General features: G+C 46.5%; 15 protein-coding genes. 11 read left to right on the top strand and 4 right to left on the bottom strand.

Going from position 1 to position 16,533, the window contains the following annotated elements; genetic code table 11:
• Positions 1–64: 64 nt before the first annotated feature.
• Genes G343_RS0113575 through G343_RS0113565 form a run of 3 tightly spaced genes read right to left on the bottom strand, consistent with a single transcriptional unit; the run spans position 65 to position 3,551 of the window.
• On the bottom strand, positions 65–1,711 hold the full coding sequence (locus tag G343_RS0113575; protein ID WP_020008708.1) for a phospho-sugar mutase: 1,647 nt from the start codon (positions 1,709–1,711) through the stop codon (positions 65–67).
• On the bottom strand, positions 1,708–1,860 hold the full coding sequence (locus G343_RS15495) for a hypothetical protein (protein ID WP_020008707.1): 153 nt from the start codon (positions 1,858–1,860) through the stop codon (positions 1,708–1,710). The genes G343_RS0113575 and G343_RS15495 overlap by 4 nt, the downstream gene beginning before the upstream one ends.
• Entirely contained in the window at positions 1,857–3,551 is a 1,695-nt protein-coding gene (locus G343_RS0113565) for an Rqc2 family fibronectin-binding protein (protein ID WP_020008706.1), read from the bottom strand. The genes G343_RS15495 and G343_RS0113565 overlap by 4 nt, the downstream gene beginning before the upstream one ends.
• Positions 3,552–3,689: 138 nt before the next feature.
• Here G343_RS0113565 and gmk point away from each other — a divergent pair, with 138 nt between their 5' ends.
• The 9 genes from gmk to G343_RS0113520 all read left to right on the top strand — a co-directional run bounded on the left by gmk (position 3,690) and on the right by G343_RS0113520 (position 14,565).
• A complete protein-coding gene (gmk, locus tag G343_RS0113560; RefSeq protein ID WP_020008705.1) occupies positions 3,690–4,310 on the top strand; it encodes a guanylate kinase in 621 nt (206 codons plus the stop codon).
• Positions 4,310–4,504 carry a DNA-directed RNA polymerase subunit omega gene (gene rpoZ / locus G343_RS0113555; protein ID WP_020008704.1) on the top strand — a complete coding sequence of 65 codons (195 nt, stop codon included), beginning with the start codon at positions 4,310–4,312 and terminating at the stop codon, positions 4,502–4,504. Before gmk ends, rpoZ begins: the two co-directional genes overlap by 1 nt.
• A gap of 112 nt (positions 4,505–4,616) precedes the next feature.
• Positions 4,617–5,807 (top strand): bifunctional phosphopantothenoylcysteine decarboxylase/phosphopantothenate--cysteine ligase CoaBC, encoded by a 1,191-nt coding sequence (gene coaBC, locus G343_RS0113550; RefSeq protein ID WP_020008703.1) that lies wholly within the window; start codon positions 4,617–4,619, stop codon positions 5,805–5,807.
• Positions 5,807–8,188, top strand: a complete 2,382-nt coding sequence (priA, locus tag G343_RS0113545) for a primosomal protein N' (protein WP_020008702.1) — start codon at positions 5,807–5,809, stop codon at positions 8,186–8,188. The genes coaBC and priA overlap by 1 nt, the downstream gene beginning before the upstream one ends.
• Before the next feature lie 13 nt (positions 8,189–8,201).
• Positions 8,202–9,146: a methionyl-tRNA formyltransferase gene (fmt, locus tag G343_RS0113540; protein WP_020008701.1), complete on the top strand. Its 945-nt coding sequence runs from the start codon at positions 8,202–8,204 to the stop codon at positions 9,144–9,146.
• A complete protein-coding gene (gene rsmB / locus G343_RS0113535) occupies positions 9,147–10,457 on the top strand; it encodes a 16S rRNA (cytosine(967)-C(5))-methyltransferase RsmB (protein WP_020008700.1) in 1,311 nt (436 codons plus the stop codon).
• A 60-nt stretch (positions 10,458–10,517) separates the two neighbouring features.
• Complete coding sequence (locus G343_RS0113530) at positions 10,518–11,264, top strand: Stp1/IreP family PP2C-type Ser/Thr phosphatase (RefSeq protein ID WP_020008699.1); 747 nt, start codon at positions 10,518–10,520, stop codon at positions 11,262–11,264.
• Complete coding sequence (pknB, locus tag G343_RS0113525) at positions 11,261–13,228, top strand: Stk1 family PASTA domain-containing Ser/Thr kinase (protein ID WP_033426630.1); 1,968 nt, start codon at positions 11,261–11,263, stop codon at positions 13,226–13,228. The genes G343_RS0113530 and pknB overlap by 4 nt, the downstream gene beginning before the upstream one ends.
• A 65-nt stretch (positions 13,229–13,293) precedes the next feature.
• Positions 13,294–14,565 carry a cytochrome P450 gene (locus tag G343_RS0113520; RefSeq protein WP_020008697.1) on the top strand — a complete coding sequence of 424 codons (1,272 nt, stop codon included), beginning with the start codon at positions 13,294–13,296 and terminating at the stop codon, positions 14,563–14,565.
• Positions 14,566–14,624: 59 nt separating this feature from the next.
• On the opposite strand, the gene G343_RS0113515 is transcribed toward G343_RS0113520, so the two are convergent.
• Positions 14,625–14,930: a rhodanese-like domain-containing protein gene (locus tag G343_RS0113515; protein ID WP_020008696.1), complete on the bottom strand. Its 306-nt coding sequence runs from the start codon at positions 14,928–14,930 to the stop codon at positions 14,625–14,627.
• 91 nt (positions 14,931–15,021) lie between these two features.
• Between G343_RS0113515 and rsgA the strand changes: the two genes are divergently transcribed.
• Positions 15,022–15,885: a ribosome small subunit-dependent GTPase A gene (rsgA, locus tag G343_RS0113510; protein ID WP_020008695.1), complete on the top strand. Its 864-nt coding sequence runs from the start codon at positions 15,022–15,024 to the stop codon at positions 15,883–15,885.
• A 3-nt stretch (positions 15,886–15,888) separates the two neighbouring features.
• The gene (gene rpe, locus G343_RS0113505; protein ID WP_020008694.1) at positions 15,889–16,533 is read left to right on the top strand and encodes a ribulose-phosphate 3-epimerase; all 645 of its coding nucleotides are present in this window, start codon (positions 15,889–15,891) and stop codon (positions 16,531–16,533) included.

Here is a 16,533-nt window from a genome sequence, read left to right as displayed (position 1 = left end):
TGTCTTTCATCGCCGGCATCTCCTGACACTTAAAAACCTGCTCTTTCGAGCAGGTTCGATCCCACTATACGCTAAAAATCATGTCGTTGATGAGCTTGGCTTCCTGTTCGATCTGATCGCTGTCAAGGGAGACATATAATTTGATTTTCGGTTCAGTTCCGGAAGGTCGCAAAGCAATCCAGCCGTCCCTGAAATGAACTTTGATCACATCTGCCTCCGGCAGTTGTATAGTCTCTGTGCGCCCGTCCCTGAATGTTCTTGTCTGTGTCTTAAAATCTTCCGTGCAGATGACTTCCCGCTTCTCTATTTCCAAAGGCGTGTTATTCCTGAACTGCGACATGATTTCTTTGATACGTTCCCCTCCGGAAGTACCTTCGAATGTATGGCTGTACAGTTTTTCCATTCGCCGGCCGTATCTGCTGTATATTTCCTCAAGTGCATCAACCAGTGTCCTGCCTTCATTTTTCAGCTGTGAAGCCATTGATGTGACATAAGGTACGATCTGGAGAGCGTCCTTGTCCCTGACGAACGGTTCGAGCAGATATCCGTAGCTTTCCTCATAGCCGAGGATAAATCTTCTGTCCGTATCGGCTTCCAGCAATTCTATCTGTTCACCGATGTATTTGAATCCTGTCAGCACTTCGATGAGTTCCCCGCCGTAATCCTCCGCAATTTTCCTGCCAAGGTCGCTGGTGACAATTGATTTGATGATTACGGGCGTCTTATCCTGGGGGGTGTTTTTAAGTCTTTCTTTTAATAAAAGTATGCCAATTTGATTGCCGTTTAAATGAACATATTCCCCGTTATGTCTGACAGCAATGCCGACCCTGTCCGCATCCGGATCCGTGGCGATGAGCAGATCTGCACCGATATTTTCGCCGAGCGCTTTTGAAAGGTCAAATGCTTCCGGGTTTTCCGGGTTGGGGGAGATGGTTGTCGGGAAATCCCCATCCGGGGTCGACTGGTCTTCAACCAGTGTGTATCTGCCGAATCCAAGCGCATCGAATAATTCCGGTACAACTGGCACACTTGTGCCGTGGAGACTTGAAAATACGACAGACAAATCCGACCGTGGAATGTCTCCGATGAATTTAGTAATGCAATCTTTATATCTCTGCTCCACCTCTTTTGAAACAAAACCGATACTTTCATCTGCCACAGCGGCATCAAAGGGTCTGCTTTCAATCAAAAAAATATCTTCGATGGCATTGATATTTTCACTGAGAAGGGCGGCAGGCTCATCTGTGAGCTGCGCACCGTCCGGTCCATAAACCTTGATGCCGTTGTATTCAGGCGGATTATGGCTGGCTGTGATCATGATCCCCAGCGACGCATCGTATTCTCTGACGAAAAAAGACAGTTCCGGCGTAGAGGTATACTGCTTTGTCAGCTTTACCGAAACACCGTGCTGTGACATGACTGATGCCATCGCCTTTGAAAATTCTGGTGAAAGATGTCTGGTATCATAGCCGATAACAACGGACGGTTCAGACAAAACGGCAAGCGTATTCACGATTCCCAGTGCTGTTTTCTCCACGGTAAAACGATTCAGTCTGTTTGGGCCGAGTCCTACTCTGCCTCTGATACCGGCTGTGCCAAATGACAGGATATCTGCAAAACCGTCGGATTTTTCCGATTCACTGAGTGCGTAATATGATTGCGGATCTACAAAACTGTTCTCGATATTAGATTCCCACAATGCTCTGTTCATGAAATGACCCCCTCCTTATCTGTCGATTTGTATAAAACGGCAGCTTCATAGCCTTTGATATAAAACCTGTTCGTGTACAATACTTTATCGGTAGTTCTTTGATTTGAAATATGCAGCCGGCGGGTGTCTGTCTCAGATCCATTGTTCATGCTTTCATCTTCTCGGCCTTTGTCCTCTCAGGGGTGACGAAGACAGTATGCTGGTCCGTGTATGTCACAAAACCTGGCTTCGCACCGCTGACTTTATGAACATGCTTGATTTCAGTGTAGTCTACAGGCACGGATTCCGAATCCTGCGCTTTGGAAAAGTATGCTGCAAGCATAGCCGCTTCCAGGATATCACTTTCTCCTATCTGGCTCCTGGGATGACTGATGACCACATGTGAGCCCGGGATCTCTTTAGTGTGGAACCACAAATGATTGTTCTGAGATTTTCTGGATGTCAGATAATCATTCTGTTTGTTGTTTTTACCGACCAGTACATCAAGGCCGTTCGATGTTTTGAATGCATGCAGCTGGATTTTATGCTTTTTCTTTTTCTTATGCTGCCTTTTTTTGGTTTTTATGATACCTTCCTCATGCAGCTCTTCCCTGATTTCTTCAACCTCCTCTTCTGTAGTGATCTGTTCCATCTGGTGGAGCAGGCTGGAAAAATATTCAAGATCTGTTTTTGCCTGTTTGAGCTGTTCCTCTGCAGCACTTTCACGCTTTTTAAGCTTGTTGTAACGGCTGTAATATTTCTGGGCATTGTCACTGGGTGAGAGTTCAGGATCCAATGGTATGCTGACTTCTTTACTGGTATAATAATCAAAGACGACCGCTTCTTTGTCATACTGCCTCACCTGATGCATATATGCGGTAAGCAGCTCTCCGTATTTCTGGTATTCATCCTTTTCATGCGCTTCCTGGAGGTCTTCATGGAGTTTTTCTATCTTACGTCCGGTTTTTTCATATTCCCTTTCGATGACGTTCAGATAATCATTTGCCTTTTGTTTAATCAGAGCATTTCTGTATCTGTCATGATAGAAACTGTCCACCAATCCGGACAGCGTTTCATACACCGCCTGCGGTTCACCGAGGTGTTTCAGTTCTGTAAAATAAAACGCCTCTTTGCCGTTATGCCTGTAGAAGACCGGTTTAGTCTCTTCGGCCGCTTCCAGTGTCCTTTTCACTGCAGGCAGGATATTCTTAATGTTGAAATGGCCGGCATTATATTCGATTTCTTTGACAAAAAGCGGGCTGAAGCCTTCGAGCACACCTAATATCTGCCGGTCTATTTTGCCGCTGTTGAAATCTATTTTGGCGGGAAGTTTCTCAAGATCCTCAGTTCTTGGGTTGATTTTTTCCTTTGTCGGGGGCGCCTCGTACATGAAGCCGGGCATGATCGTCCTTTTGTTATTGTTCGGTGTCAGGTGTTTGATACCGTCAAGAATATTGTAAGCTTCATCAGTTATGATGATGTTGGAGTGTCTGCCCATGATTTCCAGAATGAGGATGCGTTCGGTGTCATCGCCGATCTCATTTCTCGACTGTATAAAAAATTCCACCCGCCTGTCATTGCCAATTTGTCTGATATTTTTGATGATACCGCCTTCGATATGCTTTCTTAACATGCGTAAAAACATTGGCGGCTCAAATGGGAATTCGTATTTATGTCCGGTCAGATGAAAACGTGCATACATGGGATGCGCGCTGATGAGCAGGGATTGGCTGGTGCCTTGGGCGCGTATCTTAAAAATCAGCGAAGTGTTATCCATCTGCTGGATTTTATTAATTTTACCCCGCTCTAAACATGAAAGTTCGTCTAGCAGGGCGCGGATAAAGTTGCCGTCAAATGCCATGGTGGGTTCCTCCTGTAATATGGTAATGCACATTTTAACATGAAACGGCTGTTTAGAAATGAGAGAATGGTTTATGATGAAATTTTTATCCAGATATGATACATTAAGAAATAATCACAAATAGAAAGGTAACGGATTATGACTTCAGAAAAGGGACTGCTGATTGTACTTTCCGGACCATCCGGGGTCGGTAAGGGGACGGTCCGGAAAGCAATCTTCGAGCATCCGGATACGGATTTTAAATACTCGATATCGATGACAACAAGACCAAAGCGTGAAGGGGAAGCGGATGGTATCGATTACTTTTTCAAGACAAAGGAAGAGTTCGAAGCATTAATTGAACAGGATAAATTCATCGAGTATGCTGAATACGTTGGTAACTATTACGGCACGCCTGTTGATTATGTAGAGCAAACGATGGCGGATGGGCATGACGTGTTCCTGGAAATAGAAGTCGAAGGTGCCAAACAGGTCAGGGAAAAATTCCCGGAAGCACTTTTTATTTTCCTGACACCGCCGAATCTTACTCAGCTTGAAGAGCGGCTTGTCAATCGCGGTACTGATTCACCGGACATCATCAAACACCGCGTCGAAGAATCTAAACGTGAACTCAAGCTGATGAACCTGTATGATTATGTCGTTGTAAACGATGATGTGGACTATGCACGCCAGCGTATACAGTGTATTGTGGAAGCATCGCACATGCGTCGCGCACGCGTCGAGTCAAAATTGAGAATGTTACTGGAGGTTAATAACTGATGCTTTACCCGCCAATCCATGAAATAAGAAAGAATGTCGATTCTCAATACCTTATTGTGACAATGGCCGCTAAACGGGCCCGTCATCTGCAGGATGAACCTGATGATCTGGTATTGGATGACTATAAGACGACGAAGACAGTAAGCAGAGCTTTGGAAGAAATCGCCGACAATAAATTGAAAGAAAAACGCTAGCTGACAATCAATTGTCAGCTTTTTTTGCAGGGACAGAAAGTATAAATTTCTTTTCCCTGCATAAGCATAATTAAGGCTTCGTGAAAAGCTAAGTTTCTAAAGAGGTGAAGATATGGCAAATATTGTAATTGGTGTTACAGGAGGCATCGCTGCCTATAAAGCTGTTGATCTGACGAGCAAATTAATACAGGCAGGGCATAATGTGCGGGTCGTATTGACTGACAATGCTTTGGAATTCGTTACGCCGCTTGCCTTTCAGGCAATTGGCCGCAATCATGTATATACAAACACCTTTAAGGAAGAGGATCCATCCGTCATTTCACATATCAAAATTGGTGAGTGGGCAGATGTCATTGTTGTTGCACCGGTGACTGCCAATACAATTGGGAAACTGGCAAATGGTATATACGATAATATGCTGCTCAATGTGCTCGCAGCCAATACCAAGCCGGTGCTGATGGCACCGGCGATGAATGTGCATATGTATAATCAGCCTGCTGTACAGCGCAATATTCAGCAGCTGATGACGGAGGGCTGCCGTTTCATTGATTCCGAATCCGGTTTTCTGGCCTGCGGATATAATGCCAAGGGCAGGATGGCGGATGTTCCGGAGATTAAAACCTATGTAGAAGAGATGCTCGCTATAGAACAGAAACTTAAAGGGAAAAAAATATTGATTACCGCCGGACCGACGCGGGAAGCAATTGATCCCATACGTTACCTGACAAACCACTCCAGCGGCAAAATGGGATATGCCATTGCGGAAGCGGCTGCAGCGAGAGGCGCCAATGTTGTTTTGGTCAGCGGTCCGGTCAACCTGCCGGTCCCGCCGGGTGTAGAAAGAACCGATGTGGAATCAACACAGGAAATGTTTGAGGCGGTGAAGGAGCATATGGATGCAGATATCGGCATTTTCACAGCGGCAGTCAGCGATTTTACACCAAAAGCAGTCAGCGGCAGCAAGCTGAAGAAAACAGACGGTCAAGAGGATTACGCAATATCCCTTAAAGAGACCCAGGACATTCTTAAATATGTCGGAGCGCACAAGGGGGACATGTACCTCGTTGGATTTGCGGCGGAAACACACGATGTCAGAAAGTACGCGGAAGAAAAGCTTGAAACAAAAAATGCCGATTGTATCGTCATGAATGATGTCTCCGATAAGTCCATCGGCATGGACAGTGCGGATAATAAGATTATGATGCTGTTTAATGACGGCTCTGAACAGGATTTCCCCAAACAGGATAAGCAGACGCTCGGCCATTATATTGTGGACACGATCGTTAAAAGGCGGGACCGTTGATGTTTGTTTCAGTTATAGTGGATATACCCAGCAAAAGTGTCAATCAGGTATTTGATTATAGAATCCCGGACGGCATGGATGAAATCATCCGCGTGGGTCACAGAGTACTTGTACCGTTTGGCAGAAGAACGATCCAAGGGTACGTCATGAATGTTAAGGACGCTGCTGATTTTGACCCGTCCAGGATAAAACCGATTGCAGGCACGCTTGACATTGAACCGGTTTTAACCGAAGAGATGATTGTCATTGCCAAGTATCTTGCGGAATATTATATCGATCAATACATCAGTGTGATTGAAACGATTCTCCCTGCGGCCCTGAAGGCAAATTATAAAAAGCTGGTCCGGCTGTCGGAATCAGCCGGAGCGGATGCGCGCGGGGCTTTTACCGGCCTGGGGCTCAGCGATGGCAGTGAGATCAAAAGCCTGAATTCAGAAGCATTGTCAGTCCTGCGGCCGTATTTGAAATCCGGGGAAGTGGTTGAAGAAACGAAAATCTCTCAGCACACAAAGAAAAAGACGGCGCTGGCTGTTTATTCATTAAAAATTACTGAAGGGCATCTCGGCAGGGCAAAGAAACAGGTGGAACTGCTTGACAGAATCGAGTCGTCGAGCGAACCGATCCTGATGAGCGATTTGAAGGCGGAAGGTTATTCCAATCATCTGGTCAATTCTCTGTATAAAAAAGGATATATAGACAAGATGAATATGGAAGTGGAAAGAGACCCTTATTCTGGCAGAATTTTCGAATATGATGCCCCAAAAGTTTTAAATCATGAACAAAGAACGGCTTATGATGAAGTTTCAGCATCTATGGACGCTCAGTCAGCGGGCACGTATCTGTTGCATGGTATTACCGGGAGCGGTAAAACCGAAGTCTATCTGCAGGTGATACAAAAGGCGCTTGATGACGGCCGGGCAGCGATCATGCTGGTGCCGGAGATCGCACTGACTCCGCAGATGGTCAACCGGTTTAAAAGACGCTTCGGAGATGATGTCGCTGTACTTCATTCCGGCTTATCCGCCGGTGAAAAATATGATGAATGGAGCAAGATTAAAGAGGGCCGGGCCCGAGTTTCTGTCGGGGCGCGCAGCAGCGTGTTCGCCCCCTTTGAAAATGTCGGTGCCATCATCATTGACGAAGAACATGAAGCCACCTATAAACAGAGCGACCGCCCGATGTACCACGCGGCGGAAGTTGCCAAGTTCAGAAGCAGATACCACGGATGTCCGTTAATCCTGGGGTCTGCAACACCTTCTTTGGAATCATATGCAAGAAGTGAGAAAGGTGTCTATAAGCGGCTGGAACTGACCAAACGGGCGGGGACTGAAATGCTCCCGGACATAAATATCGTGGATATGTCAGCGGAACACAGGGAAGGCAATACATCCATCATATCGAAGCCATTGTATGAGGACATTAAAGACAGGATAGACAAAGGCGAGCAGACTGTGCTGCTGCTGAACAGGAGGGGATATTCCAACTTCCAGATCTGCCAGAGCTGCGGACATGTTCCCATGTGCCCGAACTGTGATATTTCACTGACCTATCATAAATCAAACAGCTCACTCCTATGCCACTATTGCGGCTATGAAACAGGTGTTCACAAAGAATGTGACAGCTGTCAGAGTGAAGATGTGACTTTCAGGGGTACCGGTACCGAAAAAGTTGAAGAAATACTGCGGGATATGTTTGCAACTGATGTAGTCAGAATGGATAATGATACGACAAGGAGAAAAGGCACGCATGAAAAACTCCTGGATCATTTTGAAAATGATGAGATCCCAATTCTTCTGGGGACGCAGATGATTGCCAAAGGGCTGGATTATCCGATGGTCACGCTGGTCGGGGTGTTAAATGCGGATACGATGCTGAATCTTCCGGATTTCAGAGCAAATGAAAAAACGTTTCAACTGTTGACCCAGGTTTCCGGACGTGCCGGCAGACATGAGCTTGCAGGGGAAGTGATTTTCCAGACCTATAATCCGGAACACTATGCAATCGAGCTTGCCACCAATAATGACTACCGTCGTTTTTATGAAAAAGAGATGGCTTTCAGAAAGCTTGCCAGATACTCGCCGTTCTATTTTCACGTGCTGTTCACTGTGTCCAGTGAAGATGTCCGCAGCTGTTTAGAGTCGACAACGCATATTCACGCAGCACTTGCCGAGAACATGAGTGAACAGTCCATTATTGTCGGGCCCTCGCCGAGCCCCATAGAACGTATAAACAGACAGCACCGTTTTCAAATACTGCTCAAATATAAACGGGAACCTGCACTGCTCGGTGTGTTAAGCGAACTGGACCGGGAGTACCATGAAAAGTATAAAAAAGAAGACATCTCTTTAAAGATAGATGTCAATCCGCTTGTAATTATGTAAGGAGGCAGCAACAGTGAATGAAACCATTATTTTTATGGGGACGCCTGATTTTTCAGTGCCCGTATTAGAAGCGCTGCATGAAAAATATGATATCGCCCTGGTCATCAGCCAGCCGGATAAGCCGGCCGGGCGGAAGCGCGTCCTGACACCGCCGCCGGTTGCAGCAGCGGCTGAAGCGCTTGATGTTCCCCTGTTTCAGCCGGACAAGATAAAGGATATGGACGCATTGGAGAAAATCAGAGCATTGGCGCCCGATTTGATTATCACTGCAGCTTACGGACAGATTTTGCCGAAAGAGCTGCTTGATATCCCCCGGCTTTGTGCCATCAATGTTCATGCGTCCCTGCTGCCAAGGCATCGGGGCGGTGCGCCTATCCACCGTGCAATCCTCGAAGGTGACGAAGAGTCCGGCATATCCATCATGTATATGGAAGCGGGGCTGGACACGGGAGATATTATCAGCCAGCAGTCTGTAGCGATTGCTGATTCAGATGATGCAGGAAGCCTGCATGATAAACTGAGTGATATTGGGGCTGATCTGCTCATGGAAACTCTGCCATCCATTTTTGACGGAACAAACAGCAGGATAGAACAGGAAAGAAGCAGCGCCACTTTCAGTCCGAATATTTCAAAAGAAGACGAGAAGCTCGACTTCACCGATGAAGCGAGCGTGGTCTTCAATCATATTCGCGGTTTATCTCCGCAGCCGGGGGCCTATACTGCTTTGGATGGGAAACGGTTGAAGATATACGGGGCGAATGCGCCGCATGGAATATCACAGCGGCCGCCCGGCACCATTGAACGCGTGACGGACTCAGGTTTTACAGTCGTCTGCGGAGATGGACGGCTGATTGAAATCACTGAGGTCCAGCTGGCGGGCAAAAGCAGAACGGATGCACAAAAATTCACTGCAGGCCGACAGGACCTGGCGGGCACAGTCCTTGGGCAGGTGGATTAGATGAATATCAGAGCGCTGGCGCTTGAAGCCTACAGCAGGATTGTGAACGATGGCGGCTACAGCAATATTGTGCTGGATGATGTGATTAAAAATAATGATCTCCGGGCTGAAGACAGAGGATTATTGACCGAAATTGTCTATGGTACCCTCTCAAATCAATTGACCATAGAATTCTATATTAAGCCGTATATTAAAACGAAGCTCAAAGGACGGCAGAGGAATTTATTGGACATTTCGGTCTATCAGCTCGTCTGGCTTGAGCGGGTGCCGGATTATGCAGTGATAAACGAAGCTGTAGAAATTGCCAAAAAGACAGACGGACCGGAAGGAGCAAAAGTGATCAATGCTGTGCTGAGGAACTTCAGCAGGCATTCATTAAGGGACATTGACAGTGTTCAGGATGATCTGTCGAGGCTGGCCATCCGGACAAGTATCCCAAAGTGGATTCTCAATCATTGGCGGACGCATCACGGTATGGACGGTGCTGCGGCGATCGCAGAAGCACTGAATGAACACCCCCGCCTGTATATCCGGGCCAATACTGCATTGATCTCAAGGCAGGCACTCCTTGAAAAATTACAAAAGATTGGGCATGATGTAAGTGTGAATGAATTGCATCCAGATGCAATCAATGTACATGGCGGAGAGATATTGCGCTCAGAATTGCATAAGGATGGATATTACAGTGTGCAGGATATCAGCTCTATGCTTGTGAATACTGCACTCGATCCACAGCCCGGTGATGTTATCCTGGATGCATGCAGTGCACCGGGAGGCAAAGGGCTGCATGCACTTGAAAAAGTGGAAAGCGGACATGTCGATCTTGCAGATGTCTATCCGCATAAGGTACCTTTGATAGAAAAAGCGGCCCGTCGCCTCAATCTTAAAAATTGTACAGTTTTTGAAGGGGACGCCACAGCACATGACTATCAGAAGATGTATGACCGCATCATTGTGGATGCCCCCTGTTCCGGTTTAGGGGTCATCAGGAGAAAGCCTGAAATCAGATATGAACGCAATGAAAAGGATATTGGAAAACTTGTGGAACTGCAGCTTGCAATACTGAATCACGTAAAAAAATACTTAAAGCCTGGCGGGGTATTAATTTATTCCACGTGTACGATCCATCAAATGGAAAATGAAAATGTTGCTTATACTTTCAAGAAGGCCAATGAAGACATGGCATTTGACGATTTTAAAATCGATGCACTGGATTTTACAGGCCCGTATAAACAAATCTTGCCTCAGGAAGCGGGTACAGATGGATTCTTCATCGCCAGATTCAGGAAGCAGGACAAAAATAATGATTAAAAAGCCGCCTGCAGCCAGCTGAGCGCAAATGAATCAAAACGTGAGACGGGGGAATAATCTTTGGACGTAGTTGAGAAAAGTATTCGTGGAAACTTCAGAGAGACGAATGAAGATGCGACCGGTATTTTTCATAACGGCACCGGCCAACTTCTGTTACTTGTCACGGACGGTATGGGCGGACATTCGCATGGCGATGTTGCCAGCCGGTTTGTGTGCGATAAGATGGGGGAAGCCTGGACCTCTGAGAATCTGCTTGACGTCAGTACATGTGAACAATACCTGCGCAATCTGGTCATAAGGATCAACCGGGAACTGTACGATTACCAGGACAGCCATCCTGAATACGAAGGGATGGGGACCACACTTGTCCTTGCCGCGTTTATAGATGAGACGATCATCATTTTGAATGTCGGCGATTCCAGAGCGTATGTGATGAACACGAGATCCATCGAGCAGGTGACCAAGGATCATTCGTTTGTGAACATGCTGGTGGACGCTGGCGAGATTACATCTGATGAAGCGGGGAGGCACCCGCAAAAAAATATCATTACTAAAGCGATGGGGACAGAACGGTTGATACAGGCCGATGTATTCCGGTTAAGGAACAGGCAGTATGATTACCTGCTCCTCGCTTCTGATGGCCAGACTGATGAAGTCAGGACAGACGAGATGCATACCATTATCCATAAAGAGGGCACAGACCTTTCAGATACAGCTGACCGGCTGATAAAACGTGCTGAGTCCAATGGTTCTACGGATAACATCAGCCTTGTTTTGGCGGATCTGAAAGGTTGTGGAGATGATTGATAGGACGAGTGGTATCAGAACGCTATAAAATTGAAAAATATTTAGGCGGTGGCATGAGCTCCGTCTATTTAGCTCGTGATATCATTCTCGATCGTGAAGTGGTAGTAAAACTGATAAAGGTTGATCAGAATAATCGTGATAAATCAAAAGCACGGTTCCAAAGAGAAGTGGAAAGCACCATTCAGCTGTCACATCCAAACATTGTTAATGTGTTGGATGTAGATGAATCAGAAGAATACCATCTATTGGTTACAGAAATGGTACACGGACTGACTTTAAAAGAATATATCCAGCAAAATCACCCAGTTCCGCTCGATGAGGCAGTACGCCTCGCGGGAATGATACTGAGGGGGATAAATCATGCGCATCGCGCCGGTATCATACACAGGGACATAAAACCGCAGAATATTTTGCTGGATAATAAAAGAAACGTAAAAATCACTGATTTTGGCATTGCTAAGGCACTCAGTGAAACGCGCTTGACAGAAACCAATCAGGTGATGGGCTCAGTGCAGTACATTTCGCCTGAACAGGGCAAGGGACATCAGACAGATGAGCGCACGGACATCTATTCATTCGGCATCGTACTGTTTGAACTGCTGACCGGTCAGCTGCCTTTTGAAGGGGAAACACCGGTGTCAGTCGCCCTGAAACATATTTCAGAACCCTTGCCGGACGTAAAGGGATATCGGGAGCTGCCGCAGGGCCTCATCAACATCATATTGAAATGTACAGAAAAGGATATGTATAACAGGTACCGGCACACCGACGATATATTACGTGACCTTGGGGGTTACAAGGCTCATCACGAACCCTACACCCGGGCGGCAGCAGATAGTACTGAGACGATGGTCTCCGCCGGCCAGCCGTATACGGCACCGGCAGAGGCAAAAGAGAGTGAAACTGCAGAAGGTATCCAGGCGCCCGCGGTTGAAAAAGTAACAAGGAAACGCAGATTTCTGCTTTGGCTGATTCCGCTTTTTCTGCTGCTTGGGGCAGGCGGAGTGCTGGCACAGTCCGGTCTTTTTGATGAGTCCTCAGTCACGCTGCCCGAGTTTGACGAAATGACGATGATGGAGGCGGAAGATGTGCTGGCTGAACACGAACTCACACAGGGTGAAGTGACCGAAGAATATAATGAAGATCTGGAAGAAGGACAGGTCATTGAGACTTCCCCTGATTCAGGTGCCGAAGTGGAGGAAGGTGCGGAGATTGATTTCACTGTCAGTCTGGGGGAAGAGCCTTATACAATGGAAAATTTTACAGGCAACAGCTATGAGAGTGTACGGTCAGCGATTGAAAACATCGGATTTAATGCAGTTAACATCGAAGAGCAGTATGATGATAACAGTGATGAAGGAGAAATCCTCTCCCAGTCCATAGACCCTGCTTCAGAAATCCATCCCGAAGAGGAGACACTGGATCTTGTCGTCTCTCAAGGGACAAAACCGATTGAAATGACGGATTATACCGGCGAGTCCTATGATACTGCGAAGAGTGAACTTGAAAGCCAGGGCTTTCAAGTTGAAGTGACAAATGAATTATACTCCGGGGAAGTCCCTGAGGGTGATATTATCAGCCAGAGTCCGAACTATGGGGATTTCCTGCCGGGATCGACGATACAGATGGTTGTTTCACTCGGACAGGGAGAAGGGGAGACGCAGTATGTACAGGATATAACAATCCCTTATTTGAATGAAGGCAGTGACAGCGGATCTTCTGAAGAAAGTACCGGAGCAGAGGGATCATCGGAAGAACAATCGGAGGAAGAACCGGAGCCGCAGAGTGTTGAAATATTTGTAGAAGATGGGGATAATGATATCAGTGAAGTGTATGACACGTTTGAAATGACTGAAGAGCGTGAGTATACTATCAATATGACTATCCCCGAGGGCGAAACAGCCGCCTACCGTGTGGACATCAATGGTGACACGGAGATGGAGGAAGAGATAGGCAGTCAGTAATTGTTGGCATTCAGGCAGTTGATTATATATAATGATTAAGGAAGACTGAAATTGGAGGAGAACGTATGAGCACTATTAAAAGGGACACAGGTCTCGACAATACCTTGAAAGTGATGAAGCAGGGCTATCTCTATACGGAAAATCAGAGACAGCGACTGGGTTCTGACAACATTTTTGAAACAAGGGTGCTGGGTGGAAAACGCGCCTTGGTAATCAGTGGTAAAAGAGCGGCGGAACTATTCTACGACAATGACAAGATTGAACGTGCAGGCACTTTGCCGAAACGTCTTGTAAATACGCTGTTTGGCAAAGGTGCCATCCATACGACTACCGGCAAACAGCACATCGACAGAAAAGCACTTTTCATGTCGCTCATGACAGAAGGGAATTTGAAACACCTCAGAGAGCTTACACGCAACCACTGGTATATGAACACACACAGAATGGAACAGATGGATCAGATCAACATCTACAGAGAGTCCATTATCCTGCTGACCAAAGTAGGAACCAAATGGGCAGGCGTGCAGGCGCCGGAAGAGAAAGTTGAAGAAATAGCCACGGATATGGATATCATGATTGATTCTTTCCGTGGACTCGGTACCGCATTTAAGGGATATAAGAAATCAAAGGATGCACGCCGCCGGGTAGAGGACTGGCTGGAAGACCAGATTATCCAGACACGCAAAGGGAAAATCTTTCCGCCGGAAGGTACCGCGCTTTATGAGTTTGCCCACTGGGAAGACTATAAAGGCAACCCGATGGACTCAAGGCTTTGCGCCATCGATCTGATGAACACTTTCCGGCCGCTTATCGCAATCAACCGTTTCGTGTCATTTGGCCTGCTGGCCATGCATGAGCATCCAATTTCTAAAGAAAAGATCAAATCTGATGACGATTATGCATATATGTTCTCTCAGGAAGTGAGAAGATATTATCCGTTCGTTCCATTTCTTCCGGGTAAAGCTAAAACGGATATCGAATTTGACGGTCACGCCATCGAAAAGGATACGATGATGGTCATCGACATTTATGGTACGATGCATCGTGATGATGTATTTGAAAATGCCAATGAATTCTATCCGGAACGTTTTAAAGAGTGGGACGGCAGTCCTTTCGATCTGATTCCGCAAGGCGGCGGGGACTATTATACCAACCACCGCTGTGCAGGCGAGTGGATGACGATCATCATCATGGAAGAAACGATGAAGTACTTTGCTGACAGGATTTCGTATGATGTTCCACAACAGGATCTGACTGTAGATCTGAACAGCATCCCGGGATATATAAAGAGCGGGTTTGTGATCGAAAATGTAAGTGAAAATGTAGATCGTAACTAATATAAAAACCATCAGCATTTGCTGATGGTTTTTATATTCCTGCAATTAATCCATTGTCATCAGAGGTGGTTGACGGGGCCTTCATAAGCCTCCATACCGCCTAAAACGTTCACTGCGTCGAAGCCATCTTCGAGCAGATGGTGTTGTACTTTTTCACTGCGTCTGCCCGATCTGCATATCACATAGTATGTCTTATCCTTGTCCAGGCTCGGAATTGTACTTTCGAAGCTGGACATCGGATAGTGGAGAGCTCCCGGTATGAAGCCGGTTTCCTGTAATTCGGGGGTTTCCCTCACATCGATGAGGACATTACCATCCGCTCTCAAAACATCGTTCACTGAACCTGCATCAATTGTTTCCGCCATTTAGTCATTCCTCCTAGTCTGGTTTCTGGACCCATTTTATCATAATCATGGAAACTGTTATAATAAAGGGAAACTGATAACGGGGTGAGGTATGCTAAAAGGCAGGATTGTTAAAGCATTAAGCGGATTTTATTACGTTGAGCACGAAGGGTTTGTCTATGAAACACGCGCACGCGGCAAATTCAGAAAAACGGCGGAATCACCGCTTGTGGGAGATATTGTCTATTTTCAGGTGGAAAATGAAACCGGTGGCTTTATCACTGAAATTGACGTGAGAAAAAATTCCCTGAAAAGGCCACAGGTGGCCAACATCGATCAAATATTAATTACGATGAGCATGCGGTCACCGGAGTTCAGTTATTACTTGCTGGACCGATTTTTGGCCTACAGTGAAGCGCATGATATGAATCCCGTGGTGGTCATAACAAAGTCCGATCTCTCTGAAATCGCCATCCAAAAAGAAATACAGTCAGTGTATGAAAATATCTATCCGATCCATTTTACGGATCGGGATGATATCAACACAGATCTGGCGGGAATATTTCAAGGTAGGATCAGCGTGCTCGCCGGCCAGTCGGGCGTAGGCAAATCCACCCTGCTCAATACGCTTGTACCGGGGCTGAAACTGGATACAGGTGAGATATCCAATGCTCTCAATCGGGGGAAACACACGACGAGACATGTTGAACTGGTGAAGGTGGGCGGCGGCATGATTGCTGATACGCCAGGTTTCAGCACGATCGATTTCAGAGCGATTGATCAGTATAATATTAAATTCTGCTTCCCGGATTTCAATAAGTTTAGTGAACATTGCAAGTTCAGGGAGTGCCTCCATAAAAATGAACCGAAGTGCAGGGTCAAATCTGCTGTAGAGCATGGTGAGCTCCCCCGGAGCCGGTATGACAGCTACCTTGCAATCTATCAGGAAATAGAAAACAGGAAAGAGAGGTACTGAAATATGGTTAAGATTCTGCCATCACTTTTGGCAAGTGATTTTACGAGATTGGGCCAAGAGATAGAAGACATGGAAACGGCAGGGGCTGATATTTTCCACCTGGATATCATGGATGGACAATTCGTGCCGAATATTTCATTCGGCCTGCCTGTAGTCAAAGCGATCTCGGAACATGCATCAATTCCGGTTGATGTTCATCTGATGACGAATCAGCCGGAGCAGTTCATCCCCGAATTTAAGGAAATGGAGGTGGATATGGTGTCGTTCCATATTGAAGCGACCCAGCATCCGCACCGTGTGATGCAGTTGATTCAGAAAAACGGGATGAGAGCCGGTATTGCCCTTAACCCTCATACACCGGTCCAAAGTATTAAACATCTGTTGCCCGAGATTGATTTTGTCCTGATCATGACAGTTAACCCCGGTTTTGGCGGTCAGTCGTTCATCGGCTCGTGCGCGGACAAGATCGGCGAGTTGAATGATATGCGCAGCAGCGGCCGTTTTGACTTTGATATTGAAGTGGACGGCGGCATTGACCATGAAACTGCAGCGATTTGCAGGCGCAGGGGCGCGGATTTGTTTGTCAGCGGTTCCTATCTGTTCCAGTCAGTGAATCCCCGGCAGGCCATTCTGGAAATGAAAGGGTGA

Source organism: Salinicoccus albus DSM 19776, assembly GCF_000385175.1.
GTDB classification, from domain to species: Bacteria; Bacillota; Bacilli; order Staphylococcales; family Salinicoccaceae; genus Salinicoccus; species Salinicoccus albus.
The sequence above is the reverse complement of the archived record's forward strand: the minus strand, read 5'-3'. Positions and strand labels throughout refer to the sequence as shown.